The sequence below is a fragment of the Pseudomonas sp. lyk4-R2A-10 genome (assembly GCF_030209075.1).
GTDB classification, from domain to species: domain Bacteria; phylum Pseudomonadota; class Gammaproteobacteria; order Pseudomonadales; family Pseudomonadaceae; genus Aquipseudomonas; species Aquipseudomonas glycinae.
The window spans coordinates 252,572-271,263 of sequence record NZ_JARVSR010000013.1; the positions used below are offsets into that span (position 1 = coordinate 252,572).

Consider the following 18,692-nt stretch of genomic DNA (forward strand, 5'->3'; position numbering starts at 1 on the left):
CGGGACGCGTCTGTTTCGCGTCCCTCAGTGATTTATTTGCCGCGAATTCGGAGCCGGAAACAACCGGTCATTATTCGGAGGGCACGTATTCTACAACTTCCAGATCGAAACCGGATATCGCATTGAACTTCATCGGCGCGCTCATCAAACGCATTTTGCGCACGCCGAGGTCACGCAGGATCTGCGAACCGGCACCGACGATGCTGTAGGTGGTCGGTTTTTTCACCGCCGCCTGATCGCCGGTTTCGCGGATGTGCGCCAGCAACACGTCGCCATCCAGCGGGTGACCGAGCAGCAACACCACACCGCTGCCGGCCTCGGCGACCGCAGCCATGGCGGCGCGCAGGCTCCAGCGGCCCGGCTGCTTGACCATCAGCAGGTCGCGCAGCGGATCCATGTTGTGCACGCGAACCAGGGTCGGTTCTTCGGCGCAAACGGTGCCGAGGGTCAGTGCCATGTGCACATCGCCTTCCACGGAATCACGATAGGTCACCAGGTTGAATTGGCCCAGTTCGCTGTCCAGCGGCTGCTCGGCAATCCGCTGAACGGTACGTTCGTGGATCATCCGGTAGTGAATCAGGTCGGCGATGGTGCCAATCTTGATGTCGTGTTCGGCGGCGAAAGCTTCCAGTTCGGCGCGACGGGACATGGTGCCGTCGTCGTTCATCACTTCGCAGATCACGCCGCTTGGCTCGAAACCGGCCATGCGCGCCAGGTCGCAGGCGGCTTCGGTGTGACCGGCGCGGGCCAGGGTGCCACCAGCCTGGGCCATCAGCGGGAAAATGTGGCCCGGGCTGACGATGTCTTCCGCCTTGGCGTCTTTCGCAGCGGCCGCTTGCACGGTGCGTGCGCGGTCAGCGGCGGAGATGCCGGTGGTCACGCCTTCGGCGGCTTCGATCGAGACGGTGAACTTGGTGCCGAAACCGGAACCGTTGCGTGGCGCCATCAGCGGCAGCTTCAGGGTTTCGCAACGCTCGCGGCTCATCGGCATGCAGATCAGGCCACGGGCGTACTTGGCCATGAAGTTGATGTGCTCGGCCTTGCAGCATTCGGCGGCCATGATCAGGTCGCCTTCGTTCTCGCGGTCTTCGTCATCCATGAGAATGACCATCTTGCCTTGGCGGATGTCTTCAACCAGTTCTTCGATGCTATTGAGCGCCACAAGGCACCCCCTTCAGTCAGGATTTGAGGTAGCCGTTGGCGGCCAGAAAGCTTTCAGTGATGCCACCGGACGCCGGCTCTGCAGCCTTGTCGCCCAACAGCAGACGCTCCAGATAACGCGCCAGCAGATCGACTTCCAGGTTCACCCGGCGACCTGGCTTGTAGGACGCCATGATGGTTTCGCTCAGGGTGTGCGGGATGATCGTCAGCAGGAATTCGGCGCCATCGACCGCGTTCACGGTCAGGCTGGTGCCATCGACGGTGATCGAGCCTTTGTGGGCGATGTACTTGGCCAGCTCTTTGGGCGCGCGGATGCGAAATTCCACGGCGCGGGCATTGTCGCTGCGCGAAACCACTTCGCCGACACCGTCGACGTGACCGCTGACCAGATGGCCGCCGAGACGGGTGGTCGGGGTCAGGGCTTTTTCCAGGTTGACCGGGCTGCCGCTTTTCAGGTCATTCATGGCGGTACAGTCGAGGGTTTCACGACTGACGTCGGCGGCGAAGCCGTTGCCCGGCAGTTCCACGGCGGTCAGGCACACGCCGTTGACCGCGATGCTGTCGCCGAGTTTGACGTCGCTCAGGTCGAGCTTGCCGGTTTCGACATGCACCCGCACATCACCACCCTTTGGGGTCAGTGCGCGGATACTGCCGATGGATTCGATGATGCCGGTAAACATGGGGTTCTCCTTGAGAACGAAGCCAGCGCTAACGCGATGGCCGGGAATTATACGCTCGCCGATGGGACAGGGATGGCAGTGACTCGCCAGTCATCGCCAACCGCGCGAATTTCAGTGATTTTCAGCTCCGGCGCATCCTTCATACAGGCCAGCGGCCAGTCCAGAAGCGGACGCGCCGTGGAGCCGAGGAACTTGCCGGCAATGAAGATCACGAACTCGTCGACCAGACCGAGCTGGGCAAAGGCGCCGGCCAGTCGTGGGCCAGCCTCGACCAGCACTTCGTTGACGCCACGGTTCGCCAGTTCGATCAGCAATTGGTGCAGATCGACCTGACCGTCATCGCCCGGCACGATCAGGCATTCCGGGCCGTGGGCGTACTGTTCTTCGATGGCCACGCAGGTGGCGACCAGCGCCGGGCCGGCCTTGAAGAACGGCGCATCCAGCGGCACCCGCAGACGTCCGTCGATCAGTACCCGCAGCGGCGGACGGCTCAGGGCCAGCGCGGTCTGTTCGGCATCCAGCCCCAGCTCTTCGGCGCGAACGGTCAGGCGTGCGCCATCGGCCAGCACCGTGTCGGCGCCGGTCAGCACCACGCTGGCCTGGGCGCGCAGACGCTGCACCGCCGAACGCGCGGCAGGGCCGGTGATCCATTGGCTCTCACCGCTTTCCATCGCTGTACGGCCATCGAGGCTCATGGCCAACTTGACCCGCACGAACGGCAAGCCGTGTTCCATGCGCTTCAGAAAACCTTGATTGAGCTTGCGCGCCTCAGCTTCCAGCACGCCGCTTTCGGTGGCGATGCCGGCATCGGTCAAGCGCTGCAGGCCGCGTCCGGCGACTCGAGGATTCGGATCACGCATCGCCGCAACCACCCGGCCAATACCGGCATTCACCAGCGCATCGGCGCACGGCGGCGTACGGCCGTGGTGGCTGCAAGGTTCGAGGGTGACGTAAGCCGTGGCGCCACGGGCCCGTTCACCGGCGGCGCGCAGGGCGTGGACTTCGGCGTGGGGTTCGCCGGCGCGCTCATGCCAGCCTTCGCCGACAATCTGCCCGTCGCGCACAATCACGCAGCCGACCCGTGGATTGGGGTGAGTCGTGTAATGCCCCTTGCGCGCCAGCTCCAGGGCCCGGGCCATGAAGTGAGCGTCGAGGATGGCCTGCTCGGCGGCGGTCATTCTTTCACCGGTTCACGGGCGAGGCGGTCGATCTCTTCGCGGAATTCGTTGAGGTCCTGGAAGCGGCGGTACACGGAAGCGAAACGGATGTAGGCGACTTCATCGAGCTTTTGCAGCTCGGCCATCACCAGTTCGCCGACCACGAGGGATTTGACCTCGCGCTCGCCGGTGGCGCGCAGCTTGTGCTTGATATGGACCAGCGAGGATTCGAGGCGCTCGACGCTCACCGGACGTTTCTCCAGGGCGCGTTGCATGCCGGCGCGGAGTTTTTCTTCGTCGAACGGTTGGCGGCTGCCGTCGGTTTTGATCAGGCGCGGCAACACCAGTTCGGCCGTCTCGAACGTCGTGAAACGTTCGCCGCAGGCCAGGCATTCACGCCGGCGGCGCACCTGTTCGCCCTCGGCGACCAGACGCGAGTCGATGACCTTGGTGTCGTTGGCACCGCAGAAGGGACAGTGCATGGTGGCTGGCAACAAAAAAAGGGAGGGCCATGGTAGCGCATCCCGGTGGCAAGACAAGCCATAGGCTTTGCGGTATACAGACTGCCATGATCGTTTGATCCATGGATTTCATTTTGCTGGAGCCGCCAATGTCCCTACGACCGCTCGTTTTGCTCAGTGTTTTCAGCCTGCTGGTGGCCTGTGGCAGCGATGCGCCCAAGCCTCAGCCGCCCACGCCGGGCCCGGCGCCGCAACAGGCGCAGAAAAAAGCCCGGGAAGCCGCTGATCTCGGCCCGCTGCCCGCGTATCAGCGCGAACTGAGCGGCACCCTGCAAGGCGTGCCGGCCGGCGCCGAAGTCGAACTGGCGCTGCTGGTGATCGACGAAAAGGATCGCCCGCAACAATTGCTCGCCAGTTCCAGCCTGATCGGCAACAACCAGATTCTGCCGTTTCACCTGCGCTTCAACCCCGAATCCTTCCCGGTTGGCGCCCGGGTTGAATTGCGCGGCCGCGCCAGCCAGTCCGGCCAGTTGATCCTGCACCTGCCGTCGCAGACCATCACTCAGCCGACCACCCAGGCGCTGGGCCAGCTGCAATTTGTCAAAGCACCATGAATGCACCGTCAGACCTGCAACAGTCGCTGGGCGAATTACTCGGCGACGCGCGACTGAAAGCCTGTGCGTTGCCGAACACCGATTTGCAGCTATGGCTGATCGATGGCGACAACATGGCCCGCGAATTCAGCCAGGAAGAAACCCAACGCATCCTGCATGAACCGCCCTACTGGAGTTTCTGCTGGGCCAGCGGTCTGGCGGTGGCGCGCTATCTGGCAGAGTTTCCCGAGTGGGTGCGGGGCAAACGGGTGCTGGATTTCGGCGCCGGTTCCGGAATCGCCGGCATCGCAGCGGTGAAAGCCGGAGCGCTGGAGGTGGTGGCCTGCGACCTTGACCCGCTGGCGATTGCCGCCTGTCGGGCGAATGCCGAACTCAATGATGTGCAAATGAGCTATTCCACGGACTTCTTCGCCGAGGCCGATCGCTTCGATCTGATCCTGGTAGCCGACGTTCTCTACGACCGGGAAAACCTGCCGCTGCTCGACGCCTTCCTGAGCCGTGGCCGCGAGGCGCTGGTGGCGGATTCGCGGGTTCGGGACTTCCGTCATCCGCTGTACCGGCGCATCGAAATGCTCGAGGCCATGACCCTGCCGGATCTGGCCGAGCCCGAAGAGTTTCGCCATGTCAGCCTCTACCATGCGGCCCGCGCCTGACCGTATAGTTGCCCCATTCACGCTTTTACGAGAGACCCCATGAGTCAGCAAACGCCGTACATCTTCGACGCCACGACGGCCGACTTCGACCAGTCGGTGATCGAGGCTTCCTTTCAAAAACCGGTGCTGGTGGATTTCTGGGCCGAATGGTGTGCGCCGTGCAAGGCGCTGATGCCGATGCTGCAAGGCATCGCCGAAAGCTATCAGGGTGAGTTGCTGCTGGCCAAGGTCAATTGCGATATCGAGCAGGACATCGTCGCCCGCTTCGGCATCCGTAGTCTGCCGACCGTGGTGCTGTTCAAGGACGGTCAACCGGTGGATGGCTTTGCCGGTGCACAACCGGAGTCCGCCGTACGCGCCCTGCTCGAACCCCATGTGCAGATGCCGGCGCCGTCCGCCGCCGATCCGTTCGAACAGGCTCAGGCACTGTTCGACGAGGGCCGTTACGCCGACGCGGAAGCAAAGCTGGTCGTGCTGTTGGGCGAGGACAATACCAACGCCAAGGCGCTGATTCTTTACGCTCGTTGCCTGACCGAACGCGGTGAGCTGGGCGAAGCGCAAACCGTGCTCGACGCGGTCAAGAGCGACGAACACAAGGCTGCACTCGCCGGTGCCAAGGCGCAGATCAAGTTCCTCGGCCTGGCCCGTGACCTGCCGGACGCCGCCGACCTGAAGAGCCGTCTGGCGCAAAACCCGCAGGACGATGAAGCGGTGTATCAACTGGCGATCCAGCAACTGGCCCGTCAGCAATACGAAGCGGCGCTGGACGCATTGCTCAAGCTGTTCATCCGCAACCGCAGCTACGGCGAAGGCCTGCCGCACAAGACCTTGCTGCAAGTGTTCGAACTGCTGGGCAACGATCACCCGCTGGTGACCGCTTACCGGCGCAAGGTGTTTGCGGCGCTGTACTAATTGCTTACTCGATCCAGCTGTAGAGCGGCGTATCCCCGCCGCTCAGCACTTTCACATCGGATGAATGGCGCAGGCGCACCAGCAATCGCTTGCCCGCCGCCGCGCTGCCGGTCAGTCCTTCGAGCTGATCCAGCAGATCCGGGCCGCTGAGCTGCCCGGCCTTGCGCAGCAAATCCCTGGCGACCTGCCACAACGCGTCATCCTGATTCACCGGTTTCGCCACCGGCGCCGCCGCTGCTGCTTGCGGCTGGGCCGTCTGCACCTGCACGCCAAACTGCGCACCGAGCCGCGCCCAGTCGCTTTCATCCAGTTCCAGGGTCAAATCCACCGGCAACTCGCCGACGGTTCCGCGTATCCGCAACATAACTTTGCTCCCGCACTTTTCTGACCTGCATGCTCCCATGGGACTTGTGTAACGCCAAGCGGGCGGGCAAACTCTGCGCACTTTCGTTATAAGATTACATAACAAACTCTTCACTTTACTTTCCGGAGACCGCCATGCGTCGTCTGCTCCTCGCTTTGCCGTTTGCCCTGTTGCCGCTGGCCATCGCCCAGGCTGCCGATGAACATGATCACGACCATGAGCACGGCAGCCTCGGTGCCCACGAACATGGCGTCGGTCGCCTGAACGCTGCCCTCGACGGGCAGACTCTGGAACTGGAGCTGGAAAGCCCGGCGATGAACCTCGTGGGTTTTGAGCACGTCGCCACCAGCGATGCCGATAAGGCCAAGGTCGCAGCCGCGCGTGCTCAGCTGGAAAAACCGCTGGCGCTGTTCAGTCTGCCGGCCGCCGCCGGTTGCAAAGTCACCCGTCAGGAACTGGAAAGCCCGCTGTTCGGCGACAAGCCGGATGCCGACGACCACGACGAAGAAGAAGAAGCCGGCAAGGATGGTCATGAGCATCATCACGACCACAGCGAAATCCACGCCCACTACCAGTTCAGCTGTGCGGCGCCGGGTGCGTTGAAAACCCTGGATCTGGCGAACCTGTTCAATACCTTCCCGGCCACCCAGAAAATTCAGGTACAACTGATCGGCCCGAGCGGCCAGCAAGGCACGGAAGTAACGGCCAAGGCCGCCGCCCTGAAGTTCTGACACGAAACGGCGCCATGACCCAAGCACTCATCGAACTGTCCGACCTGGGCTTCAACTGGCCCGGTCACCCGCCGCTGCTGGACATCCCGACGTTTCGTCTGGAAGCCGGCGAAACCCTGTTCCTCAAGGGCCCCAGCGGCAGCGGCAAGACCACCCTGCTCGGCCTGCTGGGCGGGGTGCAGAAACCCGGTCGCGGCAGCATTCGCCTGCTCGGCCAGGAGCTGACCGAACTGGGTGCCGGCGCCCGTGATCGCTTTCGGGTCGATCACACCGGCTACATTTTCCAGCAGTTCAACCTGCTGCCGTTTCTCTCGGTACGCGAGAACGTCGAGCTGCCGTGCCACTTTTCGAAGCTGCGGGCCGAGCGTGCGAAACAGCGCCACGGCAGCGTCGATCAGGCCGCCGCCACCCTGCTCGCCCACTTGGGCTTGAAGGACGAAAGCATCCTGAGTCGCCGCGCCGATTCGCTGTCGATCGGTCAGCAACAGCGGGTCGCCGCTGCCCGTGCGTTGATCGGTCAGCCAGAACTGGTGATCGCCGACGAACCGACCTCGGCACTGGATTACGACGCCCGGGAAAACTTCATTCGCCTGCTGTTCGCCGAGTGCCGCGAGGCCGGCTCGAGCCTGTTGTTCGTCAGCCACGACCAGAGCCTGGCGCCGCTGTTCGACCGTCACCTGTCCCTGGCCGAACTCAATCGCGCCGCCACGTCTGCCGAGGTCTGAGATGTATCTGTTCCGTCTGGCCATCGCCAGCCTCGCCAACCGGCGTTTCACTGCCCTGCTTACCGCATTCGCCATCGCCCTCTCCGTCTGCCTGCTGCTGGCGGTGGAGCGGGTGCGCACCGAAGCCAAGGCCAGTTTCGCCAGCACCATCAGCGGCACTGACCTGATCGTCGGCGCCCGTTCCGGTTCGGTGAACCTGCTGCTGTATTCGGTGTTTCGCATCGGCAACGCCACCAACAACATCCGCTGGGACAGCTTCGAACACTTCGCCAGCAATCCGAAGGTGAAGTGGGCAATTCCGATGTCCCTCGGCGATTCCCATCGCGGCTACCGGGTGATGGGCACCACCGAAGCGTATTTCGAGCATTACCAGTACGGTCGCCAGCAGCATCTGCAACTGGCGGACGGCCGCGCCTTCGCCACCGATCCGTTCGAAGTGGTGCTCGGTGCCGAAGTGGCCGAGGCGCTGCATTACAAGCTCGGCGACAAACTGGTACTGGCCCACGGCGTGGCGGCGATCAGTCTGGTCAAGCACGATGACAAGCCGTTCACCGTGGTCGGGATTCTCAAGCGCACCGGCACCCCGGTGGATCGTACGTTGCACATCAGCCTCGGCGGCATGGAGGCGATCCACATCGACTGGCACAACGGCGTACCGGCCCGTGGCAACGGGCGGATCAGTGCCGATCAGGCACGCAACATGGACCTGACGCCGCAAGCGATCACCGCGTTCATGCTCGGCCTCAACAGCAAGATCTCGACCTTTGCCCTGCAACGGGAAATCAACGAATTCCGTGGCGAGCCGATGCTGGCGATCCTGCCGGGCGTGGCCTTGCAGGAGTTGTGGAGCCTGATGAGTACCGCCGAAAAAGCACTGTTCGTGGTCTCGCTGTTCGTGGTGCTGACCGGGCTGATCGGCATGCTCACCGCGATTCTCACCAGCCTCAACGAGCGTCGCCGCGAAATGGCGATCCTGCGTTCGGTGGGCGCGCGACCGTGGCACATCGCAAGCCTGCTGGTGCTGGAGGCGTTTGCTCTGGCACTGACCGGGGTGATCGCCGGGCTGGCGTTGCTGTACCTCGGCATCGCTGCGGCACAAGGTTATGTGCAGGCCAATTACGGGCTGTATCTGCCGCTGGCGTGGCCAAGCGAGTATGAATGGACGCTGCTCGGTGGCATTCTGGCTGCCGCGCTGCTGATGGGCAGCGTGCCGGCCTGGCGCGCGTATCGCCAATCCCTGGCCGATGGCCTGTCGATCCGTTTATGAGGATGTTCACCATGCCCCGCGCTGCCCTTGCGCTGCTGTTGCTGGTCGCCCTGCCCGTGTGGGCGGCGGCGCCGAAAGACCTGACCTGGTCGGAGATGATCCCGCCGGACGCAGCGCCCGAAGTGCCGAACATGACGCCGCTGCATGACCTGTCGAAGATGAGCGATGCGCTGTCCGCCGAGTCTGCGCCAGCGGCCAAGCAGGACATGCCCAACGCCCCCGTGGTGCAAAGCCTCGACGGCCAGAACATCCGCCTGCCGGGCTACATCGTACCGCTGGAAGTCAGCGAAGAAGGTCGCACCACGGACTTCCTGCTGGTGCCGTATTTCGGCGCCTGCATCCACGTGCCGCCGCCACCCTCGAACCAGATCGTGCACGTGAAAAGCGAACTCGGCGTGAAGCTCGACGAGCTGTATCAGCCGTACTGGGTCGAGGGGCCGTTGCAGGTCAAGCAGTCCACCAGCGAACTGGCCGATGCCGGGTATCAGATGGAAGCGGACAAGATTTATGTGTACGAGCTACCGGAGTAAACCTGCGGGTTCTTTATTGCTTGCCAGCGATGAGGCCATGAAAGTTCCACAAAAAACCGGGGCATCACTGTTTCATTGAGCTGAGTCAAAAGACCGTATCAGACGGATTCGTACCATAGGACATCAAACATTTTTAACGTCCTTTGGGAGCTTCCATGAACAAGTCCTTGCTCAGCGCCTCGCTGTTTGCCCTCGCGCTCGCAGCCCCGCTCGCCCACGCCCACGAAGCCGGCGACATCATCGTTCGTGCCGGTGCGATCACCGTCAACCCGAAGGCCGACAGCTCCAGCGTCAAGGTCGATCAGGGTCCGTTGAGCGGCACCAACCTGGGCGGCAAGGCGACCATGAGCAGCGACACCCAACTGGGTCTGAACTTCGCCTACATGCTGACCAACAACATCGGTATCGAGCTGTTGGCCGCCTCGCCCTTCGAGCATGACGTGAAGATCAAGGGCACCGCCCTGCCCGCCGCCAACGGCAAACTCGGCACCCTCAAACACCTGCCGCCGACCCTGAGCGTCGTCTACTACCCGCTGGACGCGAAGTCGCCGTTCCAGCCGTACATCGGCGGCGGCATCAACTACACCTGGATCTACGACGAGCACGTCGGCAGCGAAGCCCAGTCCAACGGCTTCAGCAACTTCAAGGCGAAAAACTCCTGGGGCCTGGCCTGGCAGGTTGGCGCCGACTACATGCTGACCGACAACATCATGCTCAACGCCCAGGTGCGCTACATCGATATCGACACCCGCGCCACCGTCGAGAACAACGCCGTAGCCCCGGGCACCCGTGCACGGGTGAATGTGGACGTTGATCCCTTCATCTACATGGTTGGTCTAGGCTACAAGTTCTAAAGAACGTTCACGTGGTGGTGAATGAGGCTTGGTGACGAGCAGGCTCAGAACTGGCGGCGATGTTACGCCATCGACCGGGGAGCAAGCTCCCTCGCTACAGGAAACCGGTTTGAAAGCCGAATTCCGGCCGTGAAAAAGGCGCCTGTCAAAAGGCGCCTTTTTCATGTCCGCAAGAAGCTCAGCGGCCGAGCAGACGGGCCAGGCCGACGTTCATCGGCGTTGGCGTGGGGCACTTGAATCGCTCAAGCAACCGGCGGTTGTTCGCCCGCGAATGACGGATGTCACCGGAGCGCGCCGGGCCGTAGCTGACGGGCGGCAACTCGCCGACCACCGCTTCGAGCGCGGCCAGCATCTGCTTGAGGTTGGTCGCCTGATTCCAGCCGACGTTCACCGCACCGACATCCACTTGCGGCTTTTCGAGCGCCTGCACCAGGACATCGACCAGGTCTTCGACGTACATGAAATCCCGGGTCTGCTCGCCATCGCCGAACACGGTGATCGGCAGGCCTTTCTGCGCGCGTTCGCTGAAAATGCTGATCACCCCGGAGTACGGCGAGGACGGATCCTGGCGCGGTCCGAAGATGTTGAAGAAACGGAAGATCGCCGGTTCCAGACCGTGCTGGCGGCGGTAGAAATCGAAGTACTGCTCGCCGGCCAGTTTGTCCGACGCGTAAGGCGTCAGCGGTGCCTTGGGCGTGTCTTCGTCAATCGACTCGCCTTCGCCATTGTTGCCGTAGACCGCTGCGCTGGAGGCGTACAACACACGCTTCACGCCGGCCTCGCGCATGGCTTCGCAGACGTTCAGCGTGCCGATGAAATTGCTCTGGTGGGTTTTCACCGGATCGTCCACCGACGCCTGCACCGAAGCGACGGCGGCCAGATGGGCGACCGCGCTGCAACCCTGCATCGCTTGTGCGACCAGAGCAGCATCGGCCACATCGCCGACGATCAGTTCGACCTTGGGATTATCCAGCGGCAGGTTGCTGCGCTTGCCGGTCGACAGATCATCGAGAATCCGCACCGAATGGCCCTTTGCAAGCAGTGCGTCAGTCAGGTGCGAGCCGATGAAACCGGCGCCGCCGGTGATGAGAACAGGGCCTTCAGCCATGACGATAAAACCTATCCAGTAAGCCCGGGAGCGCGGCACGCCAGGCGCGCGGTTTGATCCCGAAGGTGTGCAGAATTTTCTTGCAGGCGAGCACCGCGTGTTGCGGTTCTTCGGCGGCATCCGGGCGCGCGGCGTGGGCCTGGGCGGTCGGGGCTTCGATGGCCAGCGGGTGCAGGCTGCGCGCTTCGGAGAGAATCGCCTGGCCCAGCGCCAGCGGCGTGGTCGCCTCGTGGCCGGCGTAGTGGTATGTGCCCCACAGCGGCGCGGCGCAATCGAGTTGCTTGAGCACCGAAATGATCACCCGTGCCGCATCGTCGACCGGGGTTGGATTGCCACGGCGGTCATCGGCCAGCAGCAATTCTTCCGGTTGTTCGGCACGGGCCAGGAAGCGTCCGAGTATTCCTTCCGGGCTGTCGTCGAGCAGCCAGCCGAAACGCAGCAGCACATGTTGCGGACAGGTGGCGCGTACGCTCTGCTCGATCCGCCACAGCGCCTGGCCGCGCAGGCCCAGCGGCACTGGCTCGTCCTTTTCGCTGTAGGCAGTGGCGCGGGAACCGTCGAACACCCGATAACTGGACGGCTGCACCAGCACGATGTTGTGGTGCTGGCACAGTTCGGCCAGACGCTCGATCGCGCGTTCCTGTCCGGCCAGACGGCTTTCGCTGACGGCCTCGGCCTGGAACCAGTCGAAATAGTAGGCAAGGTTGATCAATGCATCGGGACGGGTGTCGTCGAGCAATTGGGTCAGGCTCGCGGCATCCCAGCCGTCTTCGGGCGGGCGGGGGGCGAGGAAACCGATGTCTTCCTCTGCACCGAGGCGAATCAGCGCCTGCCCAAGGGCATTTCCGCCGCCCAGTAACATAAGGCGCATTCGCATAGAGTCAGCAGGCCCAGTCTGATTGGAACGATGGCTTTGGCGACGATGCTCGTTGCAGCGTCGTCGATAATTGCCGGAATCGTTGCATTTTGCGGGTTTAGTGCGCAACCGTCACCCGTAAAGTGTAGATCCCGAGCGGTACTTGCAACTTCGTCCGCCCGCCCGCATAACTGAAGCCATGAATCTGCCCCTCCCCAAGGACGCGGCCCTGGCAGGCTTCCACCCCGCCGTCAGCGCCTGGTTCAGCAGCACCTTCCCGACGGTGACGGCCGCCCAGGCCCGCGCATGGCCATTGATCCGCCAGCGCCGCTCGACGCTGATCGCCGCGCCCACCGGTTCCGGCAAGACCCTCACCGCGTTCCTCGCGGTGCTCGACGATCTGGTCCACCGTGGCCTGGAAACCCCGGACGGTCTGCCGGACGAGACGCTGGTGGTCTACATTTCTCCGCTCAAAGCGCTGTCCAACGACATCCGCATCAATCTGCAGAACCCTCTGGCCGGGATTACCGACCAGTTACGCCAAATGGACCTGCCAGCGCTGGAAATCACCACCGCCGTGCGCACCGGCGACACCCCGCAGAAAGACCGCGCCGCCATGCGCAAGAGCGCGCCGCACATATTGGTGACCACCCCGGAATCGCTCTACGTGCTGCTCGGCTCCGAGTCCGGCCGCAAAATGCTCGGTACCACGCGCACGGTGATCGTCGATGAAATCCACGCCATCGCCGCCGGCAAACGCGGCAGTCACCTGGCCTTGAGTCTCGAACGCTTGCAGGCGCTGTGCGCCGAACCACTGACCCGCGTCGGCCTGTCGGCCACGCAAAAACCGATCGATGCGGTCGCGCGGTTTCTGGTCGGCCATGACCGCCCGTGCGAAATCATCGATATCGGCCACGCGCGCCCACGGGATCTGGGCATCGAAGTGCCGCCGGTGCCATTGTCGGCCGTGATGGCCAATGACGTCTGGGAACTGGTTTATGACCGCCTCGCCACACTGGCTCGTGAACACCGCACCACGCTGATTTTCGTCAACACCCGACGTCTGGCCGAACGCTTGAGCCGACACCTGAGCGAACGCCTCGGCAAACAGGCGGTGGCGGCGCACCACGGCAGTCTGGCCAAAGAGTTTCGACTCGATGCGGAACAGCGGCTCAAGCGCGGCGAGTTGCAAGTGCTGATCGCCACCGCGTCGCTGGAACTGGGGATCGACATCGGCGAAGTCGACCTCGTCTGCCAGATCGCTTCACCGCGCTCGATTGCCGGTTTTCTGCAACGGGTCGGCCGCTCCGGGCACCAGGTCGGCGGCACACCCAAGGGGCGCCTGTTCGCCACCACCCGCGACGACCTGATCGAATGCGCCGCGCTGCTCGACTGCGTGCGCCGGGGTGAACTCGATACGCTGCACATCCCCGAAGCGCCGCTGGATGTGCTGGCGCAGCAGATCATCGCCGAGGTCAGTTGCCAGGAGTGGGCCGAGGACGATTTGCTCGCGCTGCTGCGCCGAGCCGAGCCCTACGCCCGCCTCGACGAAAAACACTTTCAGGCACTGCTGGGCATGCTCGCCGAGGGCTACAACGGCCGTCAGGGCATCCGCAGCGCCTACCTGCACCGCGACGCCGTCAGCCGAACCCTGCGCGGACGACGCGGTGCAAGGCTGACGGCAGTCACCAGCGGCGGCACTATCCCCGACAACGCCGACTACAGCGTTTTGCTCGAACCTCAGGGCCTGAACATCGGCAGCGTCAACGAAGACTTCGCCGTGGAAAGCATCGCCGGCGATGTGTTCCAGCTCGGCAACGCTTCTTATCGGATCCTGCGGGTGGAGGCCGGCAAGGTGCGGGTCGAGGACGCTCAAGGCCAGCCACCGACCATTCCGTTCTGGCTCGGCGAGGCGCCGGGGCGCAGCGACGAATTGTCGGCGGCCGTGGCGCGCCTGCACGCGCAGCTCGATCAATTGCTCAGCGCCAGCCCCGGCAACCTGCAACCGGCCCTCGACTGGCTGACCGACACCCTCGGCCTGAACCTGGCCAGCGCCGAACAACTGGTGGATTACCTGGCCCGCGCCCGCCTCGCCCTCGGCGCCCTGCCGTCGAAGGACACGCTGCTGATGGAGCGTTTTTTCGACGAGTCCGGCGGCACCCAACTGATCATCCATTCGCCGTTCGGCAGCCGCATCAACCGCGCCTGGGGCCTGGCCCTGCGCAAGCGTTTCTGCCGCACTTTCAACTTCGAATTGCAGGCAGCCGCCAGCGAAGACGCGATCGTGCTGTCGCTGTCCACCAGCCACAGTTTCGAACTCGATGAAGTCTGGCGTTACCTGCACAGCAACAGCGCCGAGCACATTCTGATTCAAGCGGTGCTGGATGCGCCGCTGTTCGGCGTGCGCTGGCGCTGGAATGCCGGGGTGGCGCTGGCCCTGCCGCGGTTTACCGGCGGGCGCAAGGTCGCGCCGCAATTGCAGCGGATGAAAAGCGAAGACCTGATCGCCAGCGTGTTTCCCGATCAGATCGCCTGCCTGGAAAACCTCGCCGGTGAACGGGAAATTCCCCAGCATCCGCTGGTGGAACAGACCCTCGACGATTGCCTGCACGAAGCGATGGACAGCGAAGGCTGGCTCGAACTGCTGCGGCGCATGGAGCGCGGCGAAGTGCGCCTGATCGCCCGTGACCTGCCGGCGCCCTCGCCGTTGGCGGCGGAAATCCTCAGTGCCCGCCCTTACACCTTTCTCGACGATGCGCCGCTGGAAGAGCGTCGCACCCAGGCAGTGCTCAACCGCCGCTGGAGTGATCCGCAATCCGCCGATGACCTCGGCGCGCTGGACGCCGACGCGATCAACGCCGTGCGCGAAGAAGCCTGGCCGACGCCGAACAGCGCCGATGAAATGCACGAAGCATTGATGAGCCTGGCCTGCATCAGCGACCGCGAAGTCGAGGCAAATCCGCAGTGGCACGACTGGCTGAATGACCTGGCCGATACCGGGCGAGCCTGCCGATTGCAGATCGGTCCCGAGCATTCACTGTGGCTGGCAAGAGAACGCCTGACCTGTCTGCAAGCGCTTTATCCACAGGCGCAGTCGGCACTGCCCGCGCTGCCCGGTTTCGACGAAGCATGGACGGCCGATGACGCACTGATCGAAGTGATCCGCGCGCGGCTCGGCGCATTCGGACCGCTACCGCTGGCGGCGATTGCCGTTCCGCTGGCGTTGATGCCGGCCTCTGTTCATCAAGCCCTCGCTCATCTGGAGCGCGAAGGTTACGTACTACGCGGCCAGTTCACGCCTGGATCGACCGTTGAGGAATGGTGCGAACGCCATCTGCTGGCGCGCATTCACCGCTACACGGTCAAGCGTCTGCGCCGGGAAATCGAGCCGGTGGCGTTGCAGGATTTCATGCGGTTTCTGTTCGACTGGCAGCACGTGTCCCCGTCCACCCGTGGTCAGGGCAACGCCGTATTGCCGGCGATTGTCGCTCAGTTCGAGGGCTACCCGGCCGCTGCTTCAGCCTGGGACAGCGACCTCCTTCCCGCGCGGCTCAAGGACTATTCACCGAGCTGGCTGGACGATCTGTGCCGCAGCGGCAAACTGGTGTGGACGCGCCTCAGCGCCCGGCAAAACATCAGCGGCACGGCGTTGCGCAGTACACCGATCGTGTTGCTGCCACGCAGTCAGGTCGGCTTGTGGAGTGCACTGGCCGAGCAGACGCCGGTCAGCGAACTGTCGCCCAAGACCCGCAAGGTTTTCGACGCGCTGAACCAGCACGGCGCGCTGTTTTTCGATGAGCTGATACATGAAGCGCACCTGCTGCGCACCGAGCTGGAAATCGCCTTGCAGGAACTGGTCGGCGCCGGGCTGGTGAATGCCGACAGCTTTGCCGGATTGCGGGCGCTGATCACCCCGGCGAGCAAGCGCCAGCAGCGCAGCAGTCGACGCGGGCGCGGGGCGTTTGTCGGTGGGATGGACGACGCCGGGCGCTGGGCGCTTTTGCGTCGCGGGCCGGTGGTGGAAAGCCGTCAAACGGCGTCGCCCGAAACCCTAGAACACATCGCCATGACCTTGTTGCGCCGCTATGGCGTGGTGTTCTGGCGCCTGCTGGAACGTGAGGCCGACTGGCTGCCGAGCTGGCGCGAACTGCTGCGCACGTTCCATCGACTGGAGGCGCGCGGCGAGATTCGTGGCGGGCGGTTTGTCAGCGGTCTGGCCGGCGAGCAATTCGCCCTGCCCGAGGCAATTCCGCTGCTGCGCGAAGTCCGCCGGCGCCCCCATGACGGCAGCCTGATTGCGGTGTGCGGCGTCGATCCGCTGAACCTCGCCGGGACCTTGCTGCCGGGGGCGAAAGTGCCGGCGCTGGCGAGCAATCGGCTGGTGTATCGCGACGGGTTGCCGGTCGCTGCCGAGGTCGCGGGCAAGCCGCAATTCTGGGTGGAGCTGGACTCCGCCGCCATGATCGAAATCCGCAACAGGCTGACCCGTCACTGAGTGCGCACCTGCTCCGGCAACACCACCGACGAATGCGCCGGCGGCGCCTCTTCTTCCTGGCGCTTGGGCAACAAAACCTGCTGTGGATAAGTCTGGGCGAAATGCACCCACGGGCTGTTATCCACAAGCTTTTTCAAACGCTGGTTGAACGCGCGGCTCACCGCGTATTGCCCGCCCGAGACCGTGCGGAACTGCGCGGTCAGCACCACACCGTTCAGGTCCATCTTGTCCACACCGAACACATCCAGCGGCCCTTGCAGGTTGTACTTGAGGAACGGGTCTTCGCGAATCGAATCCCCCGCCTCGCGGATCAGTTCGATGGCCTTGTCGACATCGGTGTCGTAGGAGAACTGCACCGAGAAAAACGCGAACGCAAACTGCCGCGATTGATTGGTCACGGCCTTGATCTGGCCGAACGGCACCGAGTGCACGAAGCCCTTGCCGTCGCGCAGGCGCAGGGTGCGAATGGTCAGGCCTTCGACCGTGCCGGCGTGCCCGGAATCGAGCACCACCCAGTCGCCGATCGACAGGGTGTCTTCGATGATGATGAACAACCCGGTAATCACGTCCTGCACCAATTGCTGCGAGCCGAAACCGATGGCCAGGCCGACCACCCCGGCACCGGCCAGCAGCGGTGCGACGTTGATCCCGAGATTGGCCATGGTGGTGATCGCACAGATCACCACCAGGATGATTTTGATCGCGTTGCGCAGCAGCGGCAGGATGGTTTTCACCCGAGTGCTGGGCTGGCGCGCCGAGCGTTTGCTGACTGGCGGTTTCAGCGCCTCCTGAATCGCCGTGTCGAGCACCACCCACAGCAGCCACGTCACGAGAATGATCAGGCCGATGCTACTCAGCGCATTGCTGATCGCCCGCCCGACCGTGCTGCTCTGGGCAAAGTCGAGCAGCGACACGCCCCAGATCCGCCCGAGAATATCGATGAATGCAATTGCAATGACGATCCGCAGCAAGGCGTGCAACAGGCTGAGGAAACGTTCCTTGTAGGCACTGCTGCGCTGAATCGCCTCGGCCCTGCGCGACTTGAACAGGTGCTGCAGCACGGTGCTGAGAAAAACCGCGCCGATCAATAGCACCGTGGTGAGCAACGCGCAGCGCAGGGCTTTCTGGTTGTCCTCGCCGATGCCTATCAGATTCACCGCCGAGACCAGCACCATCAGCACGATCGGCCAATACCAGAGCCCGGAAAAAATCCGCAGCGATTCCTGCAGCGACGGTTGCTTCAGGCGCTGGGCCAGCGGGCGATTACGGATGAGGTGCGCCACCGGACGACGCAGGCGAATCACCAGCAGGCCGAAGATGATCGACGCCAGCAGACCGGTGAACACCGCAATGCTGCTGGTGATGTTGCCGCCCAGTTGCCGGGCGATCTGCGGGCTGGTCAGGGCGTCACTCAACGCGGCGAGAAAGCCGATCAGGAACAGCGGTTTCGGGCAGTAGTCGCGGATGATCTGCACGGCGCGGCGCTTGTGGCCGACGTTGAACATCACCACCACGCACAACAGCATCGACGTGGAAAATATCCCGCTGCTGGTGGCGTAGGCAAAACACAGCGCCAGCGCCCGACCGACCGAGGCCGACAGAAAATGGCTGACGTACAGGGTCAGCGGCAGACAGATGAGTGCGGGCAGCGTGTAGGGCAACAGGTAACCGAGCAAATCCTGGCTGCGCTGACGTGTGCGCAACCAGCGCCCTTCCCGCAGACGCTTGCCCAGCACACTGCCGAGCACCGTCAACACGGCAAACGTGCCCAGCCACACGCCTGAAAGCATCAGGAAATCCCCCGCCACGCTCCAGCCCGAGCGGTTCGAAGGTTGATTGACCAGCCTGTCGACCTCATCCGCCGCCCGGTCGGCGCGCAGGCGCCAGGCGTCGACCAGATGCTCGTTGAGATCGAGTTTGTCCTGCACGTCGTCGATGCCGGAACTGATGGCGCCGAGCAGTCCGCCCTGCACGATCGGTTCCGGTTTGGCCGGCTCTTCACTGGCCGCCGGAACACCCGGCAGGCTGGCGGCTTGCACTGCATTGCCACCGAACAACAGCAATGCCCCCAATAGAATCGCGATCCTGAACCTGGTCAAAACGCAGAGCTCCCTTGGTTGAACC

The 18,692-nt window shown here is 63.6% G+C and carries 17 protein-coding genes; 9 read left to right on the forward strand and 8 right to left on the reverse strand.

The window, feature by feature from the left end; all coding sequences use genetic code 11:
- Nucleotides 1–70: 70 nt before the first annotated feature.
- From ribBA to nrdR, 4 genes are read right to left on the reverse strand one after another with little or no spacing between them, the layout of a single operon-like run.
- The gene (gene ribBA / locus QRN46_RS24795) at nucleotides 71–1,162 is read right to left on the reverse strand and encodes a bifunctional 3,4-dihydroxy-2-butanone-4-phosphate synthase/GTP cyclohydrolase II (RefSeq protein WP_011336136.1); all 1,092 of its coding nucleotides are present in this window, start codon (nucleotides 1,160–1,162) and stop codon (nucleotides 71–73) included.
- Nucleotides 1,163–1,178: 16 nt separating this feature from the next.
- Nucleotides 1,179–1,841, reverse strand: coding sequence for a riboflavin synthase (locus tag QRN46_RS24800; RefSeq protein ID WP_285357906.1), 663 nt, complete (start codon nucleotides 1,839–1,841; stop codon nucleotides 1,179–1,181).
- Between the two features lie 47 nt (nucleotides 1,842–1,888).
- Nucleotides 1,889–3,019 (reverse strand): bifunctional diaminohydroxyphosphoribosylaminopyrimidine deaminase/5-amino-6-(5-phosphoribosylamino)uracil reductase RibD, encoded by a 1,131-nt coding sequence (gene ribD, locus QRN46_RS24805; RefSeq protein WP_285357908.1) that lies wholly within the window; start codon nucleotides 3,017–3,019, stop codon nucleotides 1,889–1,891.
- Nucleotides 3,016–3,480, reverse strand: a complete 465-nt coding sequence (gene nrdR, locus QRN46_RS24810; RefSeq protein ID WP_003228656.1) for a transcriptional regulator NrdR — start codon at nucleotides 3,478–3,480, stop codon at nucleotides 3,016–3,018. The genes ribD and nrdR overlap by 4 nt, the downstream gene beginning before the upstream one ends.
- A gap of 128 nt (nucleotides 3,481–3,608) precedes the next feature.
- On the opposite strand from nrdR, the gene QRN46_RS24815 reads away from it, so the two are divergent.
- From QRN46_RS24815 to trxA, 3 genes are read left to right on the forward strand one after another with little or no spacing between them, the layout of a single operon-like run.
- The gene (locus tag QRN46_RS24815; protein WP_011336139.1) at nucleotides 3,609–4,073 is read left to right on the forward strand and encodes a YbaY family lipoprotein; all 465 of its coding nucleotides are present in this window, start codon (nucleotides 3,609–3,611) and stop codon (nucleotides 4,071–4,073) included.
- Nucleotides 4,070–4,726 carry a class I SAM-dependent methyltransferase gene (locus tag QRN46_RS24820; protein ID WP_011336140.1) on the forward strand — a complete coding sequence of 219 codons (657 nt, stop codon included), beginning with the start codon at nucleotides 4,070–4,072 and terminating at the stop codon, nucleotides 4,724–4,726. Before QRN46_RS24815 ends, QRN46_RS24820 begins: the two co-directional genes overlap by 4 nt.
- Before the next feature lie 39 nt (nucleotides 4,727–4,765).
- Nucleotides 4,766–5,638 carry a thioredoxin gene (gene trxA, locus QRN46_RS24825; RefSeq protein WP_011336141.1) on the forward strand — a complete coding sequence of 291 codons (873 nt, stop codon included), beginning with the start codon at nucleotides 4,766–4,768 and terminating at the stop codon, nucleotides 5,636–5,638.
- A 4-nt stretch (nucleotides 5,639–5,642) separates the two neighbouring features.
- On the opposite strand, the gene QRN46_RS24830 is transcribed toward trxA, so the two are convergent.
- Entirely contained in the window at nucleotides 5,643–6,002 is a 360-nt protein-coding gene (locus tag QRN46_RS24830) for a hypothetical protein (protein WP_011336142.1), read from the reverse strand.
- 134 nt (nucleotides 6,003–6,136) lie between these two features.
- Here QRN46_RS24830 and QRN46_RS24835 point away from each other — a divergent pair, with 134 nt between their 5' ends.
- From QRN46_RS24835 to QRN46_RS24855, 5 genes are all read left to right on the forward strand, one after another.
- Complete coding sequence (locus QRN46_RS24835) at nucleotides 6,137–6,733, forward strand: DUF2796 domain-containing protein (protein ID WP_201819877.1); 597 nt, start codon at nucleotides 6,137–6,139, stop codon at nucleotides 6,731–6,733.
- A 14-nt stretch (nucleotides 6,734–6,747) separates the two neighbouring features.
- Entirely contained in the window at nucleotides 6,748–7,458 is a 711-nt protein-coding gene (locus QRN46_RS24840; RefSeq protein ID WP_285357917.1) for an ABC transporter ATP-binding protein, read from the forward strand.
- A gap of 1 nt (nucleotide 7,459) precedes the next feature.
- Nucleotides 7,460–8,725 carry an ABC transporter permease gene (locus QRN46_RS24845; RefSeq protein ID WP_285357919.1) on the forward strand — a complete coding sequence of 422 codons (1,266 nt, stop codon included), beginning with the start codon at nucleotides 7,460–7,462 and terminating at the stop codon, nucleotides 8,723–8,725.
- A gap of 11 nt (nucleotides 8,726–8,736) precedes the next feature.
- A complete protein-coding gene (locus QRN46_RS24850; RefSeq protein WP_011336146.1) occupies nucleotides 8,737–9,255 on the forward strand; it encodes a DUF3299 domain-containing protein in 519 nt (172 codons plus the stop codon).
- Nucleotides 9,256–9,410: 155 nt separating this feature from the next.
- Entirely contained in the window at nucleotides 9,411–10,109 is a 699-nt protein-coding gene (locus QRN46_RS24855) for an OmpW/AlkL family protein (protein ID WP_201819873.1), read from the forward strand.
- A gap of 178 nt (nucleotides 10,110–10,287) precedes the next feature.
- Here the strand turns inward: QRN46_RS24855 and pgnE are convergent, their stop codons facing one another.
- Both pgnE and QRN46_RS24865 read right to left on the reverse strand, forming a co-directional pair.
- Nucleotides 10,288–11,217 carry a UDP-N-acetylglucosamine epimerase PgnE gene (gene pgnE, locus QRN46_RS24860; protein WP_011336148.1) on the reverse strand — a complete coding sequence of 310 codons (930 nt, stop codon included), beginning with the start codon at nucleotides 11,215–11,217 and terminating at the stop codon, nucleotides 10,288–10,290.
- Complete coding sequence (locus tag QRN46_RS24865) at nucleotides 11,210–12,094, reverse strand: sugar nucleotide-binding protein (RefSeq protein ID WP_011336149.1); 885 nt, start codon at nucleotides 12,092–12,094, stop codon at nucleotides 11,210–11,212. The genes pgnE and QRN46_RS24865 overlap by 8 nt, the downstream gene beginning before the upstream one ends.
- Before the next feature lie 178 nt (nucleotides 12,095–12,272).
- On the opposite strand from QRN46_RS24865, the gene QRN46_RS24870 reads away from it, so the two are divergent.
- Entirely contained in the window at nucleotides 12,273–16,568 is a 4,296-nt protein-coding gene (locus QRN46_RS24870) for a DEAD/DEAH box helicase (RefSeq protein ID WP_285357923.1), read from the forward strand.
- Here QRN46_RS24870 and QRN46_RS24875 read toward each other — a convergent pair.
- Nucleotides 16,562–18,667: a mechanosensitive ion channel family protein gene (locus QRN46_RS24875; RefSeq protein ID WP_285357926.1), complete on the reverse strand. Its 2,106-nt coding sequence runs from the start codon at nucleotides 18,665–18,667 to the stop codon at nucleotides 16,562–16,564. The two genes, QRN46_RS24870 and QRN46_RS24875, sit on opposite strands and share 7 nt — an antisense overlap.
- Nucleotides 18,668–18,692: the final 25 nt, after the last annotated feature.